Below are 17,205 nucleotides of genomic sequence, written 5' to 3'. Positions count from 1 at the left end.
GATGGGCCGGATCATCCGTTCCATGAACTCCCCCCGCCACCTCTCCAGGACCGCCCACTGCGTTTCCCGCCATGAAGCACGGGAAACCATCACCGGGCAAGCGTTTTTGCAGGAGATCCTGTACTACTTCATCGAGTTACCAAAATTCACCAAAACCTTGGAAAATCTGACCGGCGTGTTGGACCAATGGATCTGGTTCATCAAGTTTGCCGGAACCATGGAAGGGGTACCTGACCAGATCCGTACCGAGCCCATTCGACATGCCTTCGAAAAGGCCCGGGTAGCCAACATGACCAAGGAGGAGCACGAGTATTACGATAAAGCTGGCATCGCCATCCAGGATGCGCGGGGGGCTCTTACCGTCGCACGGCAAGAGGGATTCCTGATCGGTGAGCAGAAAGGCAGACAAGAGGGTAGACAAGAGGGCCTTCGCGACGGGGAGACGCGATCCTTGCTCCGGCTCGTTGAACGCCGCTTCCAGTCCGTACCGGAGTGGGTCCACAGCAAATTGGCCAATGCCGACCTGGAAGCCATCAGGCGGTGGATGGAAAACATTTTGGAGGCCAAGTCGATCGACGATGTTTTCCTGTGAGGTCCGCCACAACTGGATGCCAGGGGGCTGTCGAAGAGGAAAAAAACCTCTGCTCCCTACTTCGGCTTGGCCGGCACCAAAACCTCCCGCTCGCCCTGAGAGCACGAAAGCCTTTGTCAGGTCTTCGCCCCGAACCCCACCAGGGCGCTGCCCTGGACAAAGCCAGGGAGCCAGCCCCCTGGACCCCGATTCGTTGGCGGGTGGTGAATGGTTACGGGCAAGATAAGCCCGAACGGAGATTTCTCACCATCGGGCCAGGATGGCCTCCCGGGTCGTTAGATCCTGGGCGGTAAGAGATCGGTTGATGGCCACTACCAGGGCGTTGAGGGATGCGGCCACGATATCCTCGTGGATGCCGGCTCCAGACCAAACAGTACAGGGGCCGACATCGCTTTTCAGGGCCATGAAGGAGATGGCACGGGCGTGACTGCCTGTATCCAGGGCATGTTCTTCATAGCGTTGCACCTGCCAAGGACCAGGCAAGGCATGGCAGGCTGCATCGATCGGACCATTGCCCTCCCCCTGAATCTCTTTGGCAACACCGTGTACGGTCAGTTGCAGGTGGATTTGACACCAACCATGCCGTGACAAGCGGTAACTGTTCAACACCACATCGTCGACGGGGTGCAACAGGGTTTGCGCGAAGAGTTCCGCAACTTCCGGCCCCGTCAACTCTTGGCCACTCTGGTCGGTGGCCCGTTGTACCTCACTGGCAAACTCCGGTTCCAACCAGCGGGGCAGGATGATACCCATGGCCTGTTCCAGTAAAAATGCCGCACCTGCCTTGCCGGACTGGCTGTTGACCCGAACGATTCTGGAGAGATCGAATCCCAGATCCCGGGGATCGACGGGGAGATAAGGCACATCCCAAATATTTTCCGGTCGATAGGCAGCCAGTCCCTTGCGGATGGCGTCTTGGTGGGAGCCGGAGAAGGCTGTAAAAACCAACTCGCCGACATAGGGGTGCCGGGGGGTGACCTCCTGCCGGGTGCAGGCCTGATAACATGCTGCGATCTCCGGCATGTTGGAAAAATCCAGCCCGGTGGCGATTCCCTGACTGTGCAGATTCATGGCCAGGGTAACCAGATCCAGATTGCCGGTGCGTTCACCGTTGCCGAACAGGGATCCCTCGACCCGTTCCGCTCCTGCCAACAAGGCAAGTTCGGCGGCTGCCACGGCACATCCTCGGTCATTGTGGGGGTGGATGGAGAGCACCACGGCATCCCGTCGGGAGATGTGATTGCCAAACCATTCAATCTGGTCGGCATAGCGGTTAGGTGAGGCAACCTCGACCGTGGCCGGGAGGTTGAGGATGACCTTATGTTCCGGTGTGGGTTCCCAAACCTTGATGACAGCCTCACAAATAGCCAACGCAAACTCCGGTTCAGTGGCAGTGAAGCTCTCCGGGGTAAATTCAAAGCTCCATTGGGTGTCAGGTTGCCGTTCAGCCAGGGAGCGGATGATATCGGCAGCAGCAATGGCGCGTTGGATCAGGGTCGCTTCATCCACCCCAAACACCAATCGCCGCTGTTGTGGGGAAGTCGAGATGTAAAAATGGACCACCGCACGCGGCATGCCCTGCAAGGCGGCAAAGGTGCGTTGGATGTGCTCACTCCGGGCCGAGGTGAGCACCTGGATCGCCTCGGCATCGGTGGCCACGTCGACCAGATGGCGGATAAAATCGAAATCATCCTGGGAAGCGGCTGGAAATCCAGCCTCGATCTCCCGAAATCCCATCTTGATCAGCATATGATACATGCTGGCCTTGTGGGCCGGACGCATGGGCGTAGCCAGGGCCTGGTTTCCATCCCGCAGGTCAATGCTGCACCAGCGGGGGGCTTGCGTGATGATGTTGGCTGGCCATTGCCGTATGGCCATGGGGATGGGTGGAGCGGGTTGGTATTTGCGACTGGCTTGGGTCAACATCGAGCAACTCTCCGTGGTGGATTGAGGTCATGGGACATGGTTGCAACGAGGCCGCTGACGCGCCACGACAATTTGCCGCAGCGGCCGATGGGAAGTCGCAACAAACAATGACATGCAGGCATGAACAATCTCCTCGGCCATGGACAAACAAAAAGGCCATGTCCCCCGGGGGGGGGCATGGCCTCTGGAAAATCGCTCGGTGTCGCAAAAACCCTACCGTGCTGCCTCCACAAACCGCAAACCCCCGTTGGCGCCCAAAAGGGTGCCACAAAGTCGCAGGCTGAGAGACAGGCGGATGACGATCATGGGCCGATGGTAGGGAAGGTCCGTGAGGATGTCAAGCAGGGCAATCGCAAGCACGCCATTTCAAATGCACCGACCCTCGCCACCCCGGAAATAGTGCTTGAAGTAACCCTCGCTCCGTGCGATCATCGTTCCGGGTCTTGTCGGTGTATCGCAAAGTGCGGGCAAACGACTCGATTGACATGAGACTCGTCCGGGATTCTTGCCATGTTGAACGCCATTCCCAGCACTTTTGTCCATGGATCGACGCCACCTCTACAGGAGCAAACCAACCTGCAGGTGGCCGTGCATCAAGCCCGTACCAACAATGCGGAACAGTTGGAGACCCGTTTCGTGCCTGGTGCCACACCGCCCCAGGCACAACAGTCATCCCAAAAGGACGCCGTCGTCTGGCAGCCCAAACCCCGCCAGCGTGATGTGAACGACCCTCCCCGGCGGCAACATCGCGATCCGGCCAGTCAATCCTCCCCGCCAGATCCAGAGGTCGATGTGCCTGCCGATGAGGTGGCTGTCCTCGCTTCCCCGCTCTTTGCCGGTCGGCGGCTGATCAGAAATGTCCCCGCTGCTCTGAGCCAATACCGTAAGAATACCCGCCAAGGGGATTCCGAAGAGACCGCAAACGAGCGAGCGAAGTTTGTCAACATTCGCGCCTGATCGATGATCATCACACCTTGCTGCGCCGGCGCCATGGTCTCATTCTGACACCCTTCGTGAGTGGGTCTTGGATCCGGTCGGTCAGCCAGGAGGTCGAGGTGTGGGATTCGTCCGCGGTTATTTTTATAAAATGCTCGGCTCTGGCATCAAGGTCGGCCCCGTCCCACCCCGGGAAATGTTTTGGTCCTGGCTTGGTTCTTTTTTGGGTATCGCTCTGGTTGGCCATCTCCATCAAAGCGTGATGGCCCCTCAGGATCTGGTCCTGATCATCGGCTCTTTTGGGGCGTCCGCCGTCCTGATCCATGGTGCCATCGATTCGCCCCTGGCCCAACCCCGCAATCTGCTGGGCGGTCACGTCATTTCCGCTGTGATAGGCGTCACCGTGTTCCGGCTTTTCGGTGCGGAACCTTGGCTGGCCGGAGCCCTGGCGGTCTCTTTGGCCATCGTGGCCATGCAGATGACCCGCACCCTGCACCCCCCCGGTGGCGCCACAGCCCTGATTGCCGTCATCGGCTCCGAACACATCCACGCCCAAGGTTATTTCTATGCCATGATCCCGGCAGGATTGGGAGCTCTGCTGATGCTCTTGGTCGCCCTTCTGGTGAACAATATTCCGGCCAACCGACGCTACCCAAAATGCTGGTGGTGACTTGGCTTGAAAATTGCTTCATAGATCATTGCTTGTCACTATTCACCACTTGGCAACGAATCGGAGTCCAGGGGGCTGGCTCCCTGGCAGGTCCAGAACAGCGTCCTGGTGAGGTTCGGGGCGAAGCCCTGACAAAGACTTTCATATCCAGGCTTTTTTTGAAATGGTGCTGAAAGGGGGAGATGGTCATGTCCAAAAAATCGCACTCCTCCCATGAGGAGCAACCCGCCGACTGCCTGACCTGCAAGCATTTTCGGATCACCTGGGATGCTGGATTTCCCAGGGGGTGTACTGTGATGGGCTTCAAGAGCCGGTTTCTGCCATCCCATGAGGTTCGGTCCGCCTCTGGCTTGACCTGTCTTAAATTCGAGCCCAAAACAGACTCCCTACCGGCAAAAAAATCCGGAAAGGAGGAGTCCAACTCTCCCGCCCCGGCTGCTTCCAAACGGCATTGGGTCGTCTGAGGTGAATCATTCGGCATGTCCCCTCCCCCTCCCGGCATGCGCCCGGTTGGCGACAGCCGATCAATCTCGCGATATATGACCCAGGCCTGCAACGACAAACAAAAAGGCCGGAACCAAAACGGCTCCGGCCTCGCTGCCTGGTTACACCCTGCCGACAAGCAACCTGTTCACCTATCCCCGCGCAGTACGCTGTCAGGCATACAGATTTACAGAAACGGCCTGCTTCTGGGCCAGTGCCGGCGTTGCGCCTCCACGTAACGACCTGGCAGCCGGAACATCGACCTTCTCCTCGCGATTTTGCCCGCCGTTGGGGTAGATTTTGAAGAGATTCTCGACCTTCTCCTTGATCGCCTTGACCACAGGCTCCGCCTTGGTTTGAACGTCAACCTGTCCCTTGTTTCCCTTGTCGGTAGCAACCCCTGGAATCTGGATCTGGCCAGCCGAGGCGTCATCCCAGGGCCGCAGAATGCCATCCCGAACCGGCTTGGACGCGGAGGCAACACCCTTCTGGGCAACATCTGCCTGCTCCTCGGTCCCCTTCCGCAGCGGAGGCGGAGGCAGCGCTTGGCTATCCCGAACGCCCTGCCCCTTATCCAGCGGCAAGGCATCTACCTTGGAGAAGTCAACCGTATCCTTTTGCACCGGATAGGAAGAACCCTGACGATCCGGACGCACCGCAACCCCATTCTGGTCCGCTTCCTTACCAACCGTCTCCTGAGGCTGCGCACTTTGCTCCATCCGAAAAGTGGCACCGACTTGCATGCTGGTGATTTCCATAACAATAACCCCCTGCTTCTGAATCGGGTATCATCCCGAATTCCCATCCCTGGCTGGAGGTAGGCTGTTCATTTTTACAGAGCCAGCCCATACCCGTGTCTTGAGACTCTTATCGGCCTGGTTGCGTCACAAGTTGACAACAATCCTCAAAATCCCGCCGATTTTTTGCAACTGCGCTCATCCACACATTTTGCAACCAATCACCACCCGGCGACGCATCGGTAGCCAGAGATCCACCATGGTCCATGGACCAAAAAAAAGGCCGAAACCCCAAGAGTCCCGGCCCTCAACCTTGCACACTCCCCATCTCCGCAGAGACCAGGGCATTTCAAGACTGGTCAGGCATACATATCCACCGAAACAGTCTTCTTCTGCGACATAAGGCCCGGCACGACCTTTGGAGCCGACTTGGCGTGCGAAGGAACCTTTTCGGCGTGCCGCTCGGAACCACCGTTCGGATAGACCTTGAAAAGATTGTTGACTTTCTCCTTGATGGCCCGCATCACCGGCTCGGATTTGGCCTGAAGGTCCAACTGATCGTTGGCGGCAGGCGCTTGACCGGCATCCGGCGTCGCCTTCTCGTTCAAGGGGCGCAGCACCCCATCCTGCACCGGTTTGGCCGGAGCGACGTTGCCCCCGGCACCTTTTTGAGCACCCCGCAAAATCGGTGGCAGTGTTTTATCCACCGACACACCCCCAGCGCTGTCACCGGCCCCCTTCAATGAAGGCGGCAGTTTGGAAGCGGCATCCGAGACAGCTTTTCCGGCATCACGCATGGAAAGGGTTGCTGCCGGTTCCTTCCACGCAGAGCGCCCGGCATCGTCCGCACGGACCGTCGCCTGCTCTCCATCTTGGTTGCCCACATCGAATCGACTGTTTTGCAAAGCCAGATTGCCTTGCAGATGGGTAATCTCCATTTCGTAACCTCCTGCACTCTATTTCGGTCAACAACCCGAATACCTTCCCTGGCGGAGGTAGGCTGATCATTTTTACCGAGTCAGCCCGCACTCGTGGCTTGTTTGACTCATCGACAGAACGGCCCACGAGGTTAAGAAATATTTTCGTCACTATTCACCACCCGGCCACGCATCCGGGTCAAGGGGCTGACTCCCTGGCAGAACCTTATTCCGATTCCAGATCAAGCGTCTGCTTCGTTGACTGTCTCAGTCGAACGTCCCAATCCAGAGGTCTCGGAAAGGGCGCGTCGGAGGCCATTTTCAGCAGCCTGCAAATGCCGGATTCTGGAAAGGGCAGAAAGCTCCAAAAAAATTCCGGACCTCCAATCCACCCTTTCATTCTGTCTTTGGAGGGTGAATGCAAAAAAATATTATTAAAATTGTAATTCAATCTTTCATAATTACACAAATATACAATGTCTAACTTTAAATTTATTAAAACTGAAATCGTTCCTTCAGGATATTCCTTTATAATTAATTTTGTTTACAATTTTTAATTAATAACATGATTATCGCTTGCACGGGTCGCATGACACCCTTATTGTACAAGCCAAATTTCGTTTCATGATAGATACAATAATCATCATGATCTTCAATTATCAAGATTGTTACCAGGCAGTTGAGGAGATAACCATGCCAACAACAGGAAGCAGCCGGGGCAGCGCCACGGTGACAACCCGCATTCAGGCCAATTCGTTTGCCGAACTCATGGAACACGAGAAAGAGATCGTCGCCCGGATCGGACAGAAGCCCAACGGGGGACAATTGTTTCTGATCCATCCCTTTCAGCTCCTCAAGGATATCGGGGTGGATCTGTCGGAAAAGGCCATCGCCGAGATCAAACAGCGCGAGCCACAACTCTGTGGCCTCTCCGATGTGCCCTACCGGGCCTTGAAAAACTCCAACAGTAAACAAAATGTGACATTTCACGTCCGTGGGCTCTTCAATCGGGGGGAAAAATAATGAGCTTGCTCGCAGGTTATGATCTGGTTGCCGAACTCTCCAACGACACGGTCAGAAAGCTGTTGATGAACAACCTGCTGTTGGGCGGAGAGCCCATGGTGCCACCATTCGAGATAAGCATCCCCCTGGCTGGCAACGGAGTGAACGGCTCAGCCCATCTGGTGATCAAGGATCTTCTCCTTGACCTCAAAGAGGGGAACATGGTCACCCTGACCCTGGCTTTTGATCGTGGATCGGTTGTCGTCACCGCACCGGTTGCACTCACCATCTGCCCTCTGGCCGGTTCGCTCACCGTCACCATGGTGATTCGACTGACCCAGGCTAACTACAACACCAAACAGGTAATGGTCGACCTGGCGCACGCCGTAGTGGCCATCAACTGGAGTGCGGCAACAAACCAGGAAATCATTCACGACCTGAATGGAACGCCCATCACCCCGGCTCTCTTCAATACCCTCACCCATGACTTTCTGACCGATTTCATCCATGGCATGCCGGCGCCCAATATTCCCCTGGGTTTCCAGGTCGATCCCAACCACGATGGTTCTTTGGTGCCAGCCCTGCGGTTCGCCAAGCTGGACATGCACTGCCTGGCCAACGCCAACCGCCATAAACAAGCCTTGGTGTTCTATGGTATTCTGCTCAAAAACAAAATGGGTAGTGGCAATGTTCTCGACAAAACCAAAACGGCGATCACCGCAGCCAGCGATGGCGCCTGCATCAGCATTTCGCCGGATGCGTTCCACTCCCTGGTGTTCTGCCCGGCGGTCATGACCCGATTGGGCACCGATGCGGCCCACATGCCTTTGACCTGCGGTTCCTCACCCGGGTTCGACACCCAGGGGGTCACCATCAACCAGCTGGCGGACAGCTTTGCCAACGGTCATATCGCCATCAACGGGTCGGTTTCCAAATCCGTCTTTTGTTACGAAGCAACCGGAACTTTTCACGGTTCGCTCGTTTTATCGCTCGTCGGTGCAACGATCCAGCCCAATCTGACCATGGACCAACCCAATATCGATGTATCGGTCGACTGGTATTGTTGGCTGGTGGCTGGGGTGATTCTCGGACCCATTGGCATTGCCATTGCCGCCGCAGTTGGCCCCATCGCCGAGGGGATCGCCAACAGCCTGGCCGGAGATGCGATCCAGAATGCCTTTGGCAGTACCTTGCCAGGAATCAATGTGGGAGGTCTCCCCCAAATTCATTTCAATGCCATCAACACCACCACAGAAGGGATCAATCTCCAGGGTACCGTGCCGCTTTTCACGGCTTCTGCGACCGACTCCCCCCATCTCTCCCTGTCGGGTTCAGTCACAACCACCCACGCCAATGCGCTCAGTTCCGGCATTTTTCACACCCAGATCTGGTGCCTGCCCACAGCCAAGGATTACCCCTATACCGAGTATGCCCTGGAACAAAAAGGAACCTACCACCTGTCGGGCACCCTGGTCACGCAACCCCTGACCCCACACTTCGCCATCGACTCCAATGGGACAACCTTCCCACTGGTCGGCAATAACGGAACCATCGCCATTCCGCAGATGCTGACACACTATCCTTTCCCTTTGGCAACCGGTGGAACATCCCTACAGCAGACCGTGCATGTCACCTATCTCATCTCCGGACAGACCCTTCAATTGACCAATGTTCCGGATGAAGGTGTCTATGGGTTTGACCTCGTTGTCTCGGCCACGGATTGCAACGGCAACGCGGTCACAGGAAGTACACTGCACCCTCTGGCCGCCTCAGTCCATGTCCATTTTGAAGGGCACCATGTCAATATCGGTGGCGGATATCAGGCTGATGTCCAGTATTGCGCGGGACAGCTCAAAAAATGGATGGACCGGATCATGCATGATCATGGTTATGCCGGCTACCACAAGGTTCCCATCTGGCAGCAGGTCAACTATCCGGCGCCGGAAGACATGGTGGCATTCATTCGTGATCTGGTGGCCCTCAACACTCCCGAGGCCGATGCCGTTCTGGTCTCAAGCAAGCTGGCCCATGGCAATTCGTTTTATCGGGGTATTCTCTCACCTGCTGCAAGTCAGCCAAGCCCGTTGTTGAAAAAAACGGGAGCGGCCAACCGTAAAATCGGTTGAAACACTGAGATGGAGGTCCAGGCGGAAGGGCTGCGCCCTTCCGCCTGGTGGGGTCCAGGGCAAAGCCGCGAAAAAAAACTTTGGCATTCACCTCTGAAAAAACCTCTTCATATTATTGACAATTCGTCACTGCTTCGCACCTTTCAGGCCATGATCATCACTTCAGCCACCGTAAATGGGGGATCCACCCCAACCCCGCCAAAACTTCGCCAGGTGCCGAAAAGCTGATTCAGGGTAACCACTCGGAACCCGGCAACGCATCGGGGTCCAGGGGGCTGGCTCCCTGGCTTTGTTCAGGGCGGCGCCCTGTTGGGGTTCGGGGCGAGGCCTCGACAAAGGCTTTCATGTACGGGCTTTTCTTGAAAGAGTGGTGAATAGCGACTTGTTTTCTCCGATTGCGTGGACATCACCTCTGGCCCGGTGGAAAGCCGGCAACCGGACTACCCTCTGGTGGCCCTGCAACAAATCGTGCGTAATGCCATTCTGCACCGCTCGTATGAGCATACCCATGCCCCCATGCGCGTCTATTGGTTCAAAAACCGGGTCGAGATATGCAGTCCCGGCGGACCGTTTGGTCAGGTCACCCAGGAAAATTTTGGCAAACCCGGGGCATATGATTATCGCAACCCAAACCTGGCGGCGGTGCTCAAGGAGCTGGGCTATGTCCAACAATTTGGTTACGGGATCAGCCTGACCCGGAAGGCGATGGAAAAAAAATGGCAATCCCCCTCCCGAGTTTCTGGTGGAAGATGCCCATGTGGCAGTCATCCTGAGGAAAAGATCATGAGCGTCCCCGTCATGACGTTTTTCAATAACAAAGGGGGCGTCGGCAAGACCTCCCTGGTCTACCATACCGCATGGATGATGTCCGAACTCGGTCTGCATGTGGTGGCTGCCGATTTGGATCCTCAGGGCAATCTATCCGCAGCTTTTTTGGATGATGAACGGATGGAACGGCTTTGGCCCATGAACGAGGATCAGAACCGCTCCACCATTTTCGGCAGCATCCGCCCTTTACAGCGCGGTACCGGCGACATATCCGAACCAGCTCTTGAACAAATTGGTGAAGGATTGGCTTTGATCCCCGGCGACATGGCCTTGTCCGCCTTTGAGAACGAACTCTCCCAGGTCTGGCCCAAATGCATGGACAAGGACAGCAGTCAGGAGCGGGCATTCCGCGTCACCTCGGCCTTCTGGCGCATATTGCAGAAAGGGGCGGCAGTTCACCGGGCCAACGTGATTCTGGGGATCTCGGACCAAACCTGGGCGCCATCAACCGGGCCGCCTTCATCGCCTCGGATTATCTGGTCGTTCCCCTGGGGCCGGATCTTTTTTCCCTGCAAGGCCTTCGCAATCTGGGGCCCACCCTGCGGGATTGGCGACAGGGGTGGACCGACCGGCTGGCCCGCAATCCGAACTCCCGCATGGACCTGCCCAAGGGTGAGATGAATCCGCTGGGCTACGTCGTCATGCAACACTCCCTGCGTTTCGACCGCCCGGTCAAATCCTACAACAAATGGATCAGCCGCATACCAAGCCATTATCGGAAATATGTTCTGGACGAACCCGACGCCAACGAGGCCGTCGTCGCCAACGACCCCCATTGCTTCGCCCTGCTCAAACACTATCGGAGCCTGATGCCCATGGCCCAGGAGGCGCGCAAGCCGATTTTCCACCTTAAACCAGCCGACGGCGCCCTGGGCTCACACACCTATGCAGTCCTGGAGACCTTCAAGGATTTTGCGAAGCTCTCCCGGGAAATCGCCAAGCGGGCCGGCATCCCCATCCCGATGCGTTAACGCCGGAAGCGCTTATGGCCCTGCCCCCATCACGAAAACAGGATGGTCGAGAGTTTGGAGCGATAGGTTCGCACCAATGGGTTGGTCACGCCAAGCATATCAAAGGCCTGCAACAGGGCCTTGCGTCCGGCTTCTTCCTGGAAGGTCCGGTCGCGCTTGATCACTTCCAAAAACTGGTCCATGCCGGGCTCGTATTGCTGTTGAGCAATCAAAGCCCGTCCCAACTCCAACCGTGCCGAAAGATCTCTCGGATTTGCCTGGACTTTTTTTTGCAGCTTGCCGATATCCGCGCCATCATCCTGGAAGGTCAGCCGGGCCAGAATGGTTTTGGCTTCCGGGCGTTCGGCCTCCTGCGGGGCGAGGTTGCCCAAAATCGCCCGGGCCTCTTCGTTTTTGCCGAGCGCCATGTGGACCTGCGCCAAACCGAGAATGGCATTCGTATGACGGGGATCCTTCTCCAAGGCTGCCTTGAATTGGGCCTTTGCCCCTTTGAAATCGCCCCTGCGGGCCAGCTGAATCCCCTGGATCGCCAACTTTTCCGCCACCGAGGGGAGCGATTTATCCAAAAACTTCCGAATCGCCGACTCCGGCAAGGCGCCCGTAAACCGGTCCACCACCTGCCCTTCGACAAAGAGCAGCACCGCCGGAATACCCTGGATACCATACTCCTTGCCCAGGCGGGGGTTCTGGTCGGAGTTGATCTTGGCCAGCACCACCCCACCATTCATGGCGTTGACCAATTTTTCCAGGGTCGGCCCCAAGGTCCGGCAGGGTCCGCACCATGGCGCCCAAAAATCCACAAGAACCGGCGTATCGTGGGAACCATCCAAGACCAACGCCGCAAAGCTTTTTTCGTCTACATCGATGATCCATTTGGATTGTGCCATGATATCCGCTCACTCTTCGATTTGTTCAGTTCACCAGGACGATCCACAGCATGGTCACTGCAACCCCTGGCGGGTGGAGTCGTGCAAAAACATGCCTGTAGAGAGTTCGGCTGCCAGTTCGGTGTAGGCAAGGGATCCCTTGGCCAGCCGATCGAACCATACGGCGGGCTTGCCATGACTCTGCGACTCGCCAATGCGTACATTGCGGGGAATCATGGTGCGGAACACCTTGTCCGGAAAAAATTTACGGACCTCCTCGGCCACCTGTCGCGTCAAGTTGGAACGGCCATCGTACATGGTGAAAAGAATGCCCTCGACGGTCAGTTTGGGATTGAGACGACGGCGAACGATTTCGATGATCTGGAGCAACTGATTCAACCCGACCATGGGCAGAAACTCACAAGGCATGGGAATCAGGATGGTATCGGCCATGACCAGCGCATTGACCGTCAGCAGCCCCAGGGAGGGGGGACAATCGATCAGAACCAGGTCGTAGGCGTCCAAGGCCTCCCCCAAACCTTCCTGAAGGCGGTATTCGCGCCCGATTTCGCTGACCAGCTCCACCTCGGCGCCACTGAGGTCAGGCGTCGCCGGAATGATGTGGGGGTAAGGCGGAAAAGGCACGGTCACGGCTTCGCTCATGGAACAGGAACCGACCAGAACATGATAGATCGAATTCCGACCCTCGCGATTGTCGATGCCGAACGCCGTGGTGGCATTGCCCTGAGGATCCAGATCCACGAGCAAAACCTTGCGACCGCTGTCGGCGAAAGCCGCTCCAAGATTGACCGCCGTGGACGTTTTACCGACCCCACCCTTCTGGTTGGCGATGGCCAAAATCTTCGCCATGACGCTCACCCCTCCCCTGCTCCTGAACTGGTTGACGGGATCATAAAATGATACGGGTACCAATGTCCATAACCTGCTGTGGAGGCAAGCTGAAAAAGGATGACGGGCTTTCGGCAGTGTTGGTCAAACTGAGAAAGAGGCGAAGCCGCCAACTGGCCATGGCCGGCTTTTGGCCCGGAACGAACGTCGCCTTGCCCAGAAAAAACGTGGCATCCTCCAGGGCAAAGGGTACATTGCCCAGTTTAAGTGGCTGCATGGCCAAGGGGAGGTCCGGCTTCTCCATGAAGCCAAAATGGACAACGACCCGATAAAAACGTTCGGTCAGGGGAGTCACACTCAGCCGCTCCTTGGCGTCAACGTAGGGAGTCGGGGCATTGCGCACGACAAGGATGATGACTGTTTCACGCAAAGAGCCGAACTTGCTCATGATCTGCACCAGAGGCATCGGCGTCAGATCCGGGTTGGAGGTCATGAAGATGGCGATCCCCGGAACCCAAATGGGGCTCTCCTTCTCAAACCCCCGCAAAAACGGCACAAGAGGTATGCTCTCCGACCGTACCGCCCGTTCGGTGATCGCCCGCCCCTGACTCCAGGTGGACATCAGGAAATAGATCACCCCACCCATGGCCAGAGGGAACCACCCACCGTCAATGATTTTGATCACGTTGGCCGAGAAAAACACAAGATCGATGGTGAAAAAAAAGCCCATGAGCAGAATGGTACGTGGCCAACTCCAGGAGTACATGACACGCAGGACAATACCGAAGGCAAGAAAACTCTCGGCAAGCATATCTCCGGTCACCGCGATGCCATAGGCCGAGGCGAGGTTGGAGGAACTTTGGAAACCAACCACCACCATCATCACGGTCACCATCAGGGTCCAGTTGATGGCGGGAATATAAATCTGGCCCTTTTCCCGATCCGACGTGTGGATCACGGTCAAGCGCGGCAACAGTCCAAGCTGCATGGCTTGCTGTCCGGCAGAGAAGGCGCCAGAGATGACCGCCTGCGAGGCGATGACTGTGGCCATGGTTGCCAGGATCACCAAGGGATAGAGACCCCAGGATGGCGCCAAAAGGTAAAACGACTGCGAAGCCGCTCCGGGGTCACTTAAAATCAGGGCGCCCTGGCCCAGATAATTCAGCGCCAAGGCCGGAAAAACGTAGAAAAGCCAAGCCTGGTTGATGGTCTTCCTGCCAAAGTGCCCCATGTCGGCGTACAGGGCTTCAGCCCCCGTCACAGCCAGGAAGACCATGCCCATCACAGCCAGGGCATGCCCCCCCTGCGTCACCAGGAAGAGAAGCCCGTTCCAGGGCAGCAAAGCTTGCAAAATCATGGGTTGACCAACGATATTGACCACACCCAGAAGCGCCAGCGTCGCAAACCAGGTGCACATGATCGGTCCAAACAAGGCACCTACCTTCGACGTCCCCTTGTGCTGAAAGAAAAAAAGCATAAACAACACCGACAAGGTGATTGGAATCACGTAAGGCTTCAAGCCCGGCGCCGCCACCTCCAACCCCTCCACGGCACTCAAGACAGAGATGGCTGGCGTGATGACCCCATCGCCAAAAAAGAGCGCCACCCCGAACATGCCGACGCCAAAAACAATTTTTCGGAATTTCGGGGAGTTCACGACGCACTTCATGGCCAGGGTCGTCAAGGCCAGGGTTCCCCCCTCACCCTGACTGTCAGCCCGCATGATGAAAAACTGGTATTTCAGGGTCAGGACAACGACCAACGACCAGATGATGAGCGACACCACACCCAGCACGTTCTCCGGTGTGGGTATCGCCATGCCATGGCCACCAAGGGCCTCCTGGACAGCGTAGAGCGGACTCGTACCGATATCGCCAAAAACCACACCGATGGAAGCAACAGCCCCCTGCCACCGCCATCCAGGTTTTTGCGCCGCATCACCCTTCATGCCAACCCCACTCCCGCACCCTTGAAGCGATACCAATCTGGCCTATCCGGCATGCGCAGGACGGTACTCTCATGAGACCATTCAGGTCAATGGGGAGTACTTCCTCCAGGATGCCCGCCAGTCAACCTGAAGCCATTTGGCGCTGCTCAAACTGCTTGTGAAGGGTGCCCCATGGTTGCGATCAAGAGAAATCAGCACAAAACGTTTCCGGACCAGACGCAGAACCTTGACTTGCGGAAGGGGTCGGTGTCTGCTCTCCTCTGTTCAACCTTGCGGTTCAAATGCTCCCTGACCGAGGAGTGCCCCATGACCTGCGGTATTGATGAAATTCTCCAGCAAACACAGGCAACTCTCGACAACACCCTGCGCGAACTGATCCAAAATCTGGCCACAGACTACAATGTGGAGATGGATCCGGCGACGGTTGCAGCCACGCCGCAAGCGCGGGAGCTGCGTGGCGCCTTGCAAACCTTTGCCGTTTGGCTGATTCACGAGCACAAGCGATCCCAAAGAAGCTGATCAGCTCCGTATCGGCAAAATCTTCCGGCAGAATTTTCCTCCTGCGAAAAAGCGTGCGTCTCCTCATCCGGGATGAAGTTCTTACGTTTTTGAAAATAGACGAGTTTTTTTTCTTTATCCTGGCACGGATTTTCTATATCCCCCTTCGGAGCCGGTTTGGCGTCACACCTGAACGCCCCAGCCGGCATTGAGGCAGAGACTCCCTACGAAGGAAAGGGGAACGGGATGAAAATCTCCGAGCTTTCCATGATTGCGACCGGGCTGGTGGTTTCCAGCATGGTGGCCATGCCGTCCAACTCCAACGTGGATGGTTGGAACAACGGAACCGAGAACACTCCCTCGGTCACCAGCGGAACCCCGATCAGTTTGCCCGCCATGCGAATTCTGTTGGAGCCGAATCAGGCACACCAGCAGGATTTTCTCGGACACACGGCCCTTATTCATGCCGCCGAGGCCGGGCGGGTCGATCTTGTCGAAGAGTTGATCCAGCGTGGCGCAGAAATCAACCTCCGAGACCAATGGGGACGCACGGCCCTGTCGGCGGCCCTGCACAACGATCACCGGGAGATCGTAACTTTGCTCTTGAAACACGGCGCCGATGTCGCGCTCTGAACGGGAGACATGACATAACGATTCACCACCCTTGCAAGAAAAGCCTGGATATGAAAGCCTTTGTCATGGCTTCGCCCCGGACCCCATCAAGACACCGTCTCAGGCCCTGCCAGGAAGCCACCCCCCCCTGGCCCCCCATTCGTTGCCGGGTAGTGAGTGGTTACAAAAAGTCAAACATTCGGCCCATGCCTGCATGGCCACCCGGCAAGTTCGTTGCTGACCAATCCCGCCAGGGCATCGAGCCAAGGAGGGTGGTCGTTCAGGCAGGGGATATAGTGGAACGCCCGCCCCCCGGCCCGCATGAAGATATCCCGGCCCTGTCCGTCGATCTCTTCGAGGGTTTCCAGACAGTCCGCCACAAAACCGGGACAAACCACCACCACCGAACGAATACCCTCGCCCGGCAGTTGGGCCAGTTCTGTTGCCAAGGCCGGCTCAAGCCAAGGTTCTCGGCCAAATCGGGACTGAAAGACCAAACGCCAGTGGGAGGCGGGAAGACCCAGTTCCCGGGCGAGAAGCTGGGCCGTTTCATGGCACTGTCCAGCGTAAGGATCCCCGGCATCCACATGACGCTGAGGAATGCCATGGAAGGAAATCAACAAAAGCGGATTCTCTCCCGCAGCCTGGGCTGCCTGTGCCAGATGCTCCCGGACGAGCGTGGCCAAGGCTGTGATGTAGGGCTTCTGGTCATGGAAAGGCGCGGCAAAGCGCAACGTGGGTTGAAAACGGTGCGGGGCCAGGGCGTTCATGACAGCGGACTGGGTCGAGCCGGTGGTTGATGAGGCATATTGAGGGTAGAGGGGAAACACCAGCAGGCGGTTGACGCGAGCCTGCAACATCACCCGAAGTGCCTCGGCCAAGGACGGGTTGCCATAACGCATGGCCAGTGTGACCACAACACTCTCCGGCAGAGATGCCGCGACAGCCGCATGTTGCAACCGGGAGTAGTGCAACAACGGCGAAACCCCGTCCGCACGCCAGATGTGCCGATAAAGAGCTGCCGACCGCGACGGACGGGTCCGCAGGATCACCCCATGCAGAAGAGGCCACCACAACAGACGAGGTGCGTCAACGACAAAAGGATCTGATAAAAATTCCCGCAAATACCGCCGCACGGCGGTTGTCGTAGGGGCATCAGGGGTTCCCAGTTGGGTGAGCAGAACAGCCGTGGTGGTCATAGCCGAATATCCTGGATACAATCGTGGGAAAAGGTTGGCCCGCAG

At 57.0% G+C, this 17,205-nt stretch carries 16 protein-coding genes and 2 pseudogenes; 10 read left to right on the top strand and 8 right to left on the bottom strand.

Going from position 1 to position 17,205, the window contains the following annotated elements; genetic code table 11:
• The first annotated feature begins 22 nt into the window (after positions 1-22).
• Complete coding sequence (locus tag HQL63_08775) at positions 23-592, top strand: PD-(D/E)XK nuclease family transposase (GenBank protein MBF0176925.1); 570 nt, start codon at positions 23-25, stop codon at positions 590-592.
• 243 nt (positions 593-835) lie between these two features.
• Here the strand turns inward: HQL63_08775 and HQL63_08770 are convergent, their stop codons facing one another.
• Together HQL63_08770 and HQL63_08765 are read right to left on the bottom strand one after the other, a co-directional pair.
• Positions 836-2,518 carry a 2-isopropylmalate synthase gene (locus tag HQL63_08770; protein MBF0176924.1) on the bottom strand — a complete coding sequence of 561 codons (1,683 nt, stop codon included), beginning with the start codon at positions 2,516-2,518 and terminating at the stop codon, positions 836-838.
• Between the two features lie 213 nt (positions 2,519-2,731).
• Positions 2,732-2,878 carry a hypothetical protein gene (locus tag HQL63_08765; GenBank protein MBF0176923.1) on the bottom strand — a complete coding sequence of 49 codons (147 nt, stop codon included), beginning with the start codon at positions 2,876-2,878 and terminating at the stop codon, positions 2,732-2,734.
• 150 nt (positions 2,879-3,028) lie between these two features.
• On the opposite strand from HQL63_08765, the gene HQL63_08760 reads away from it, so the two are divergent.
• The 3 genes from HQL63_08760 (at position 3,029) to HQL63_08750 (ending at position 4,588) form a co-directional block, all read left to right on the top strand.
• On the top strand, positions 3,029-3,475 hold the full coding sequence (locus HQL63_08760) for a hypothetical protein (GenBank protein MBF0176922.1): 447 nt from the start codon (positions 3,029-3,031) through the stop codon (positions 3,473-3,475).
• Between the two features lie 130 nt (positions 3,476-3,605).
• Positions 3,606-4,124, top strand: coding sequence for an HPP family protein (locus HQL63_08755; protein ID MBF0176921.1), 519 nt, complete (start codon positions 3,606-3,608; stop codon positions 4,122-4,124).
• Positions 4,125-4,312: 188 nt separating this feature from the next.
• Positions 4,313-4,588 carry a uracil-DNA glycosylase gene (locus tag HQL63_08750; GenBank protein MBF0176920.1) on the top strand — a complete coding sequence of 92 codons (276 nt, stop codon included), beginning with the start codon at positions 4,313-4,315 and terminating at the stop codon, positions 4,586-4,588.
• A gap of 192 nt (positions 4,589-4,780) precedes the next feature.
• Here the strand turns inward: HQL63_08750 and HQL63_08745 are convergent, their stop codons facing one another.
• Positions 4,781-5,350, bottom strand: coding sequence for a hypothetical protein (locus HQL63_08745; protein ID MBF0176919.1), 570 nt, complete (start codon positions 5,348-5,350; stop codon positions 4,781-4,783).
• A 353-nt stretch (positions 5,351-5,703) separates the two neighbouring features.
• Positions 5,704-6,282, bottom strand: coding sequence for a hypothetical protein (locus HQL63_08740; protein ID MBF0176918.1), 579 nt, complete (start codon positions 6,280-6,282; stop codon positions 5,704-5,706).
• A 672-nt stretch (positions 6,283-6,954) separates the two neighbouring features.
• On the opposite strand from HQL63_08740, the gene HQL63_08735 reads away from it, so the two are divergent.
• From HQL63_08735 to HQL63_08720, 4 genes and pseudogenes are all read left to right on the top strand, one after another.
• Entirely contained in the window at positions 6,955-7,284 is a 330-nt protein-coding gene (locus HQL63_08735) for a hypothetical protein (protein MBF0176917.1), read from the top strand.
• Positions 7,284-9,389 carry a hypothetical protein gene (locus HQL63_08730; GenBank protein MBF0176916.1) on the top strand — a complete coding sequence of 702 codons (2,106 nt, stop codon included), beginning with the start codon at positions 7,284-7,286 and terminating at the stop codon, positions 9,387-9,389. Before HQL63_08735 ends, HQL63_08730 begins: the two co-directional genes overlap by 1 nt.
• 399 nt (positions 9,390-9,788) lie before the next feature.
• Positions 9,789-10,176: pseudogene (locus HQL63_08725) on the top strand (hypothetical protein).
• Positions 10,173-11,188: pseudogene (locus HQL63_08720) on the top strand (AAA family ATPase). The pseudogenes HQL63_08725 and HQL63_08720 overlap by 4 nt, the downstream one beginning before the upstream one ends.
• Positions 11,189-11,217: 29 nt before the next feature.
• Here the strand turns inward: HQL63_08720 and trxA are convergent.
• Genes trxA through HQL63_08705 form a run of 3 tightly spaced genes read right to left on the bottom strand, consistent with a single transcriptional unit; the run spans position 11,218 to position 14,851 of the window.
• Complete coding sequence (gene trxA / locus HQL63_08715) at positions 11,218-12,075, bottom strand: thioredoxin (protein MBF0176915.1); 858 nt, start codon at positions 12,073-12,075, stop codon at positions 11,218-11,220.
• A gap of 54 nt (positions 12,076-12,129) precedes the next feature.
• Positions 12,130-12,924: a ParA family protein gene (locus tag HQL63_08710; protein MBF0176914.1), complete on the bottom strand. Its 795-nt coding sequence runs from the start codon at positions 12,922-12,924 to the stop codon at positions 12,130-12,132.
• Positions 12,925-12,964: 40 nt separating this feature from the next.
• Entirely contained in the window at positions 12,965-14,851 is a 1,887-nt protein-coding gene (locus tag HQL63_08705) for a KUP/HAK/KT family potassium transporter (protein ID MBF0176913.1), read from the bottom strand.
• A 306-nt stretch (positions 14,852-15,157) separates the two neighbouring features.
• On the opposite strand from HQL63_08705, the gene HQL63_08700 reads away from it, so the two are divergent.
• Positions 15,158-15,370 carry a hypothetical protein gene (locus HQL63_08700; protein ID MBF0176912.1) on the top strand — a complete coding sequence of 71 codons (213 nt, stop codon included), beginning with the start codon at positions 15,158-15,160 and terminating at the stop codon, positions 15,368-15,370.
• A gap of 225 nt (positions 15,371-15,595) precedes the next feature.
• Positions 15,596-15,982 carry an ankyrin repeat domain-containing protein gene (locus HQL63_08695; protein ID MBF0176911.1) on the top strand — a complete coding sequence of 129 codons (387 nt, stop codon included), beginning with the start codon at positions 15,596-15,598 and terminating at the stop codon, positions 15,980-15,982.
• 170 nt (positions 15,983-16,152) lie between these two features.
• Here the strand turns inward: HQL63_08695 and hemH are convergent, their stop codons facing one another.
• The gene (hemH, locus tag HQL63_08690) at positions 16,153-17,160 is read right to left on the bottom strand and encodes a ferrochelatase (GenBank protein MBF0176910.1); all 1,008 of its coding nucleotides are present in this window, start codon (positions 17,158-17,160) and stop codon (positions 16,153-16,155) included.
• Between the last annotated feature and the right edge of the window lie 45 nt (positions 17,161-17,205).

Source organism: Magnetococcales bacterium (assembly GCA_015231175.1).
Lineage (GTDB): Bacteria > Pseudomonadota > Magnetococcia > Magnetococcales > DC0425bin3 > HA3dbin3.
Note: the sequence above shows the minus strand (reverse complement) of the source record. Positions and strands in the feature narration are given on the sequence as shown.

Bases quoted from the DNA above. Each gene is read 5' to 3' on its own strand.
- HQL63_08775 (MBF0176925.1), top strand. From the start codon at position 23: ATGAACTCCCCCCGCCACCTCTCCAGGACCGCCCACTGCGTTTCCCGC.
- HQL63_08770 (MBF0176924.1), bottom strand. From the start codon at position 2,518: ATGTTGACCCAAGCCAGTCGCAAATACCAACCCGCTCCACCCATCCCC.
- HQL63_08760 (MBF0176922.1), top strand. From the start codon at position 3,029: ATGTTGAACGCCATTCCCAGCACTTTTGTCCATGGATCGACGCCACCT.
- HQL63_08755 (MBF0176921.1), top strand. From the start codon at position 3,606: ATGCTCGGCTCTGGCATCAAGGTCGGCCCCGTCCCACCCCGGGAAATG.
- HQL63_08750 (MBF0176920.1), top strand. From the start codon at position 4,313: ATGTCCAAAAAATCGCACTCCTCCCATGAGGAGCAACCCGCCGACTGC.
- HQL63_08745 (MBF0176919.1), bottom strand. From the start codon at position 5,350: ATGCAAGTCGGTGCCACTTTTCGGATGGAGCAAAGTGCGCAGCCTCAG.
- HQL63_08740 (MBF0176918.1), bottom strand. From the start codon at position 6,282: ATGGAGATTACCCATCTGCAAGGCAATCTGGCTTTGCAAAACAGTCGA.
- HQL63_08735 (MBF0176917.1), top strand. From the start codon at position 6,955: ATGCCAACAACAGGAAGCAGCCGGGGCAGCGCCACGGTGACAACCCGC.
- HQL63_08730 (MBF0176916.1), top strand. From the start codon at position 7,284: ATGAGCTTGCTCGCAGGTTATGATCTGGTTGCCGAACTCTCCAACGAC.
- trxA (MBF0176915.1), bottom strand. From the start codon at position 12,075: ATGGCACAATCCAAATGGATCATCGATGTAGACGAAAAAAGCTTTGCG.
- HQL63_08710 (MBF0176914.1), bottom strand. From the start codon at position 12,924: ATGGCGAAGATTTTGGCCATCGCCAACCAGAAGGGTGGGGTCGGTAAA.
- HQL63_08705 (MBF0176913.1), bottom strand. From the start codon at position 14,851: ATGAAGGGTGATGCGGCGCAAAAACCTGGATGGCGGTGGCAGGGGGCT.
- HQL63_08700 (MBF0176912.1), top strand. From the start codon at position 15,158: ATGACCTGCGGTATTGATGAAATTCTCCAGCAAACACAGGCAACTCTC.
- HQL63_08695 (MBF0176911.1), top strand. From the start codon at position 15,596: ATGAAAATCTCCGAGCTTTCCATGATTGCGACCGGGCTGGTGGTTTCC.
- hemH (MBF0176910.1), bottom strand. From the start codon at position 17,160: ATGACCACCACGGCTGTTCTGCTCACCCAACTGGGAACCCCTGATGCC.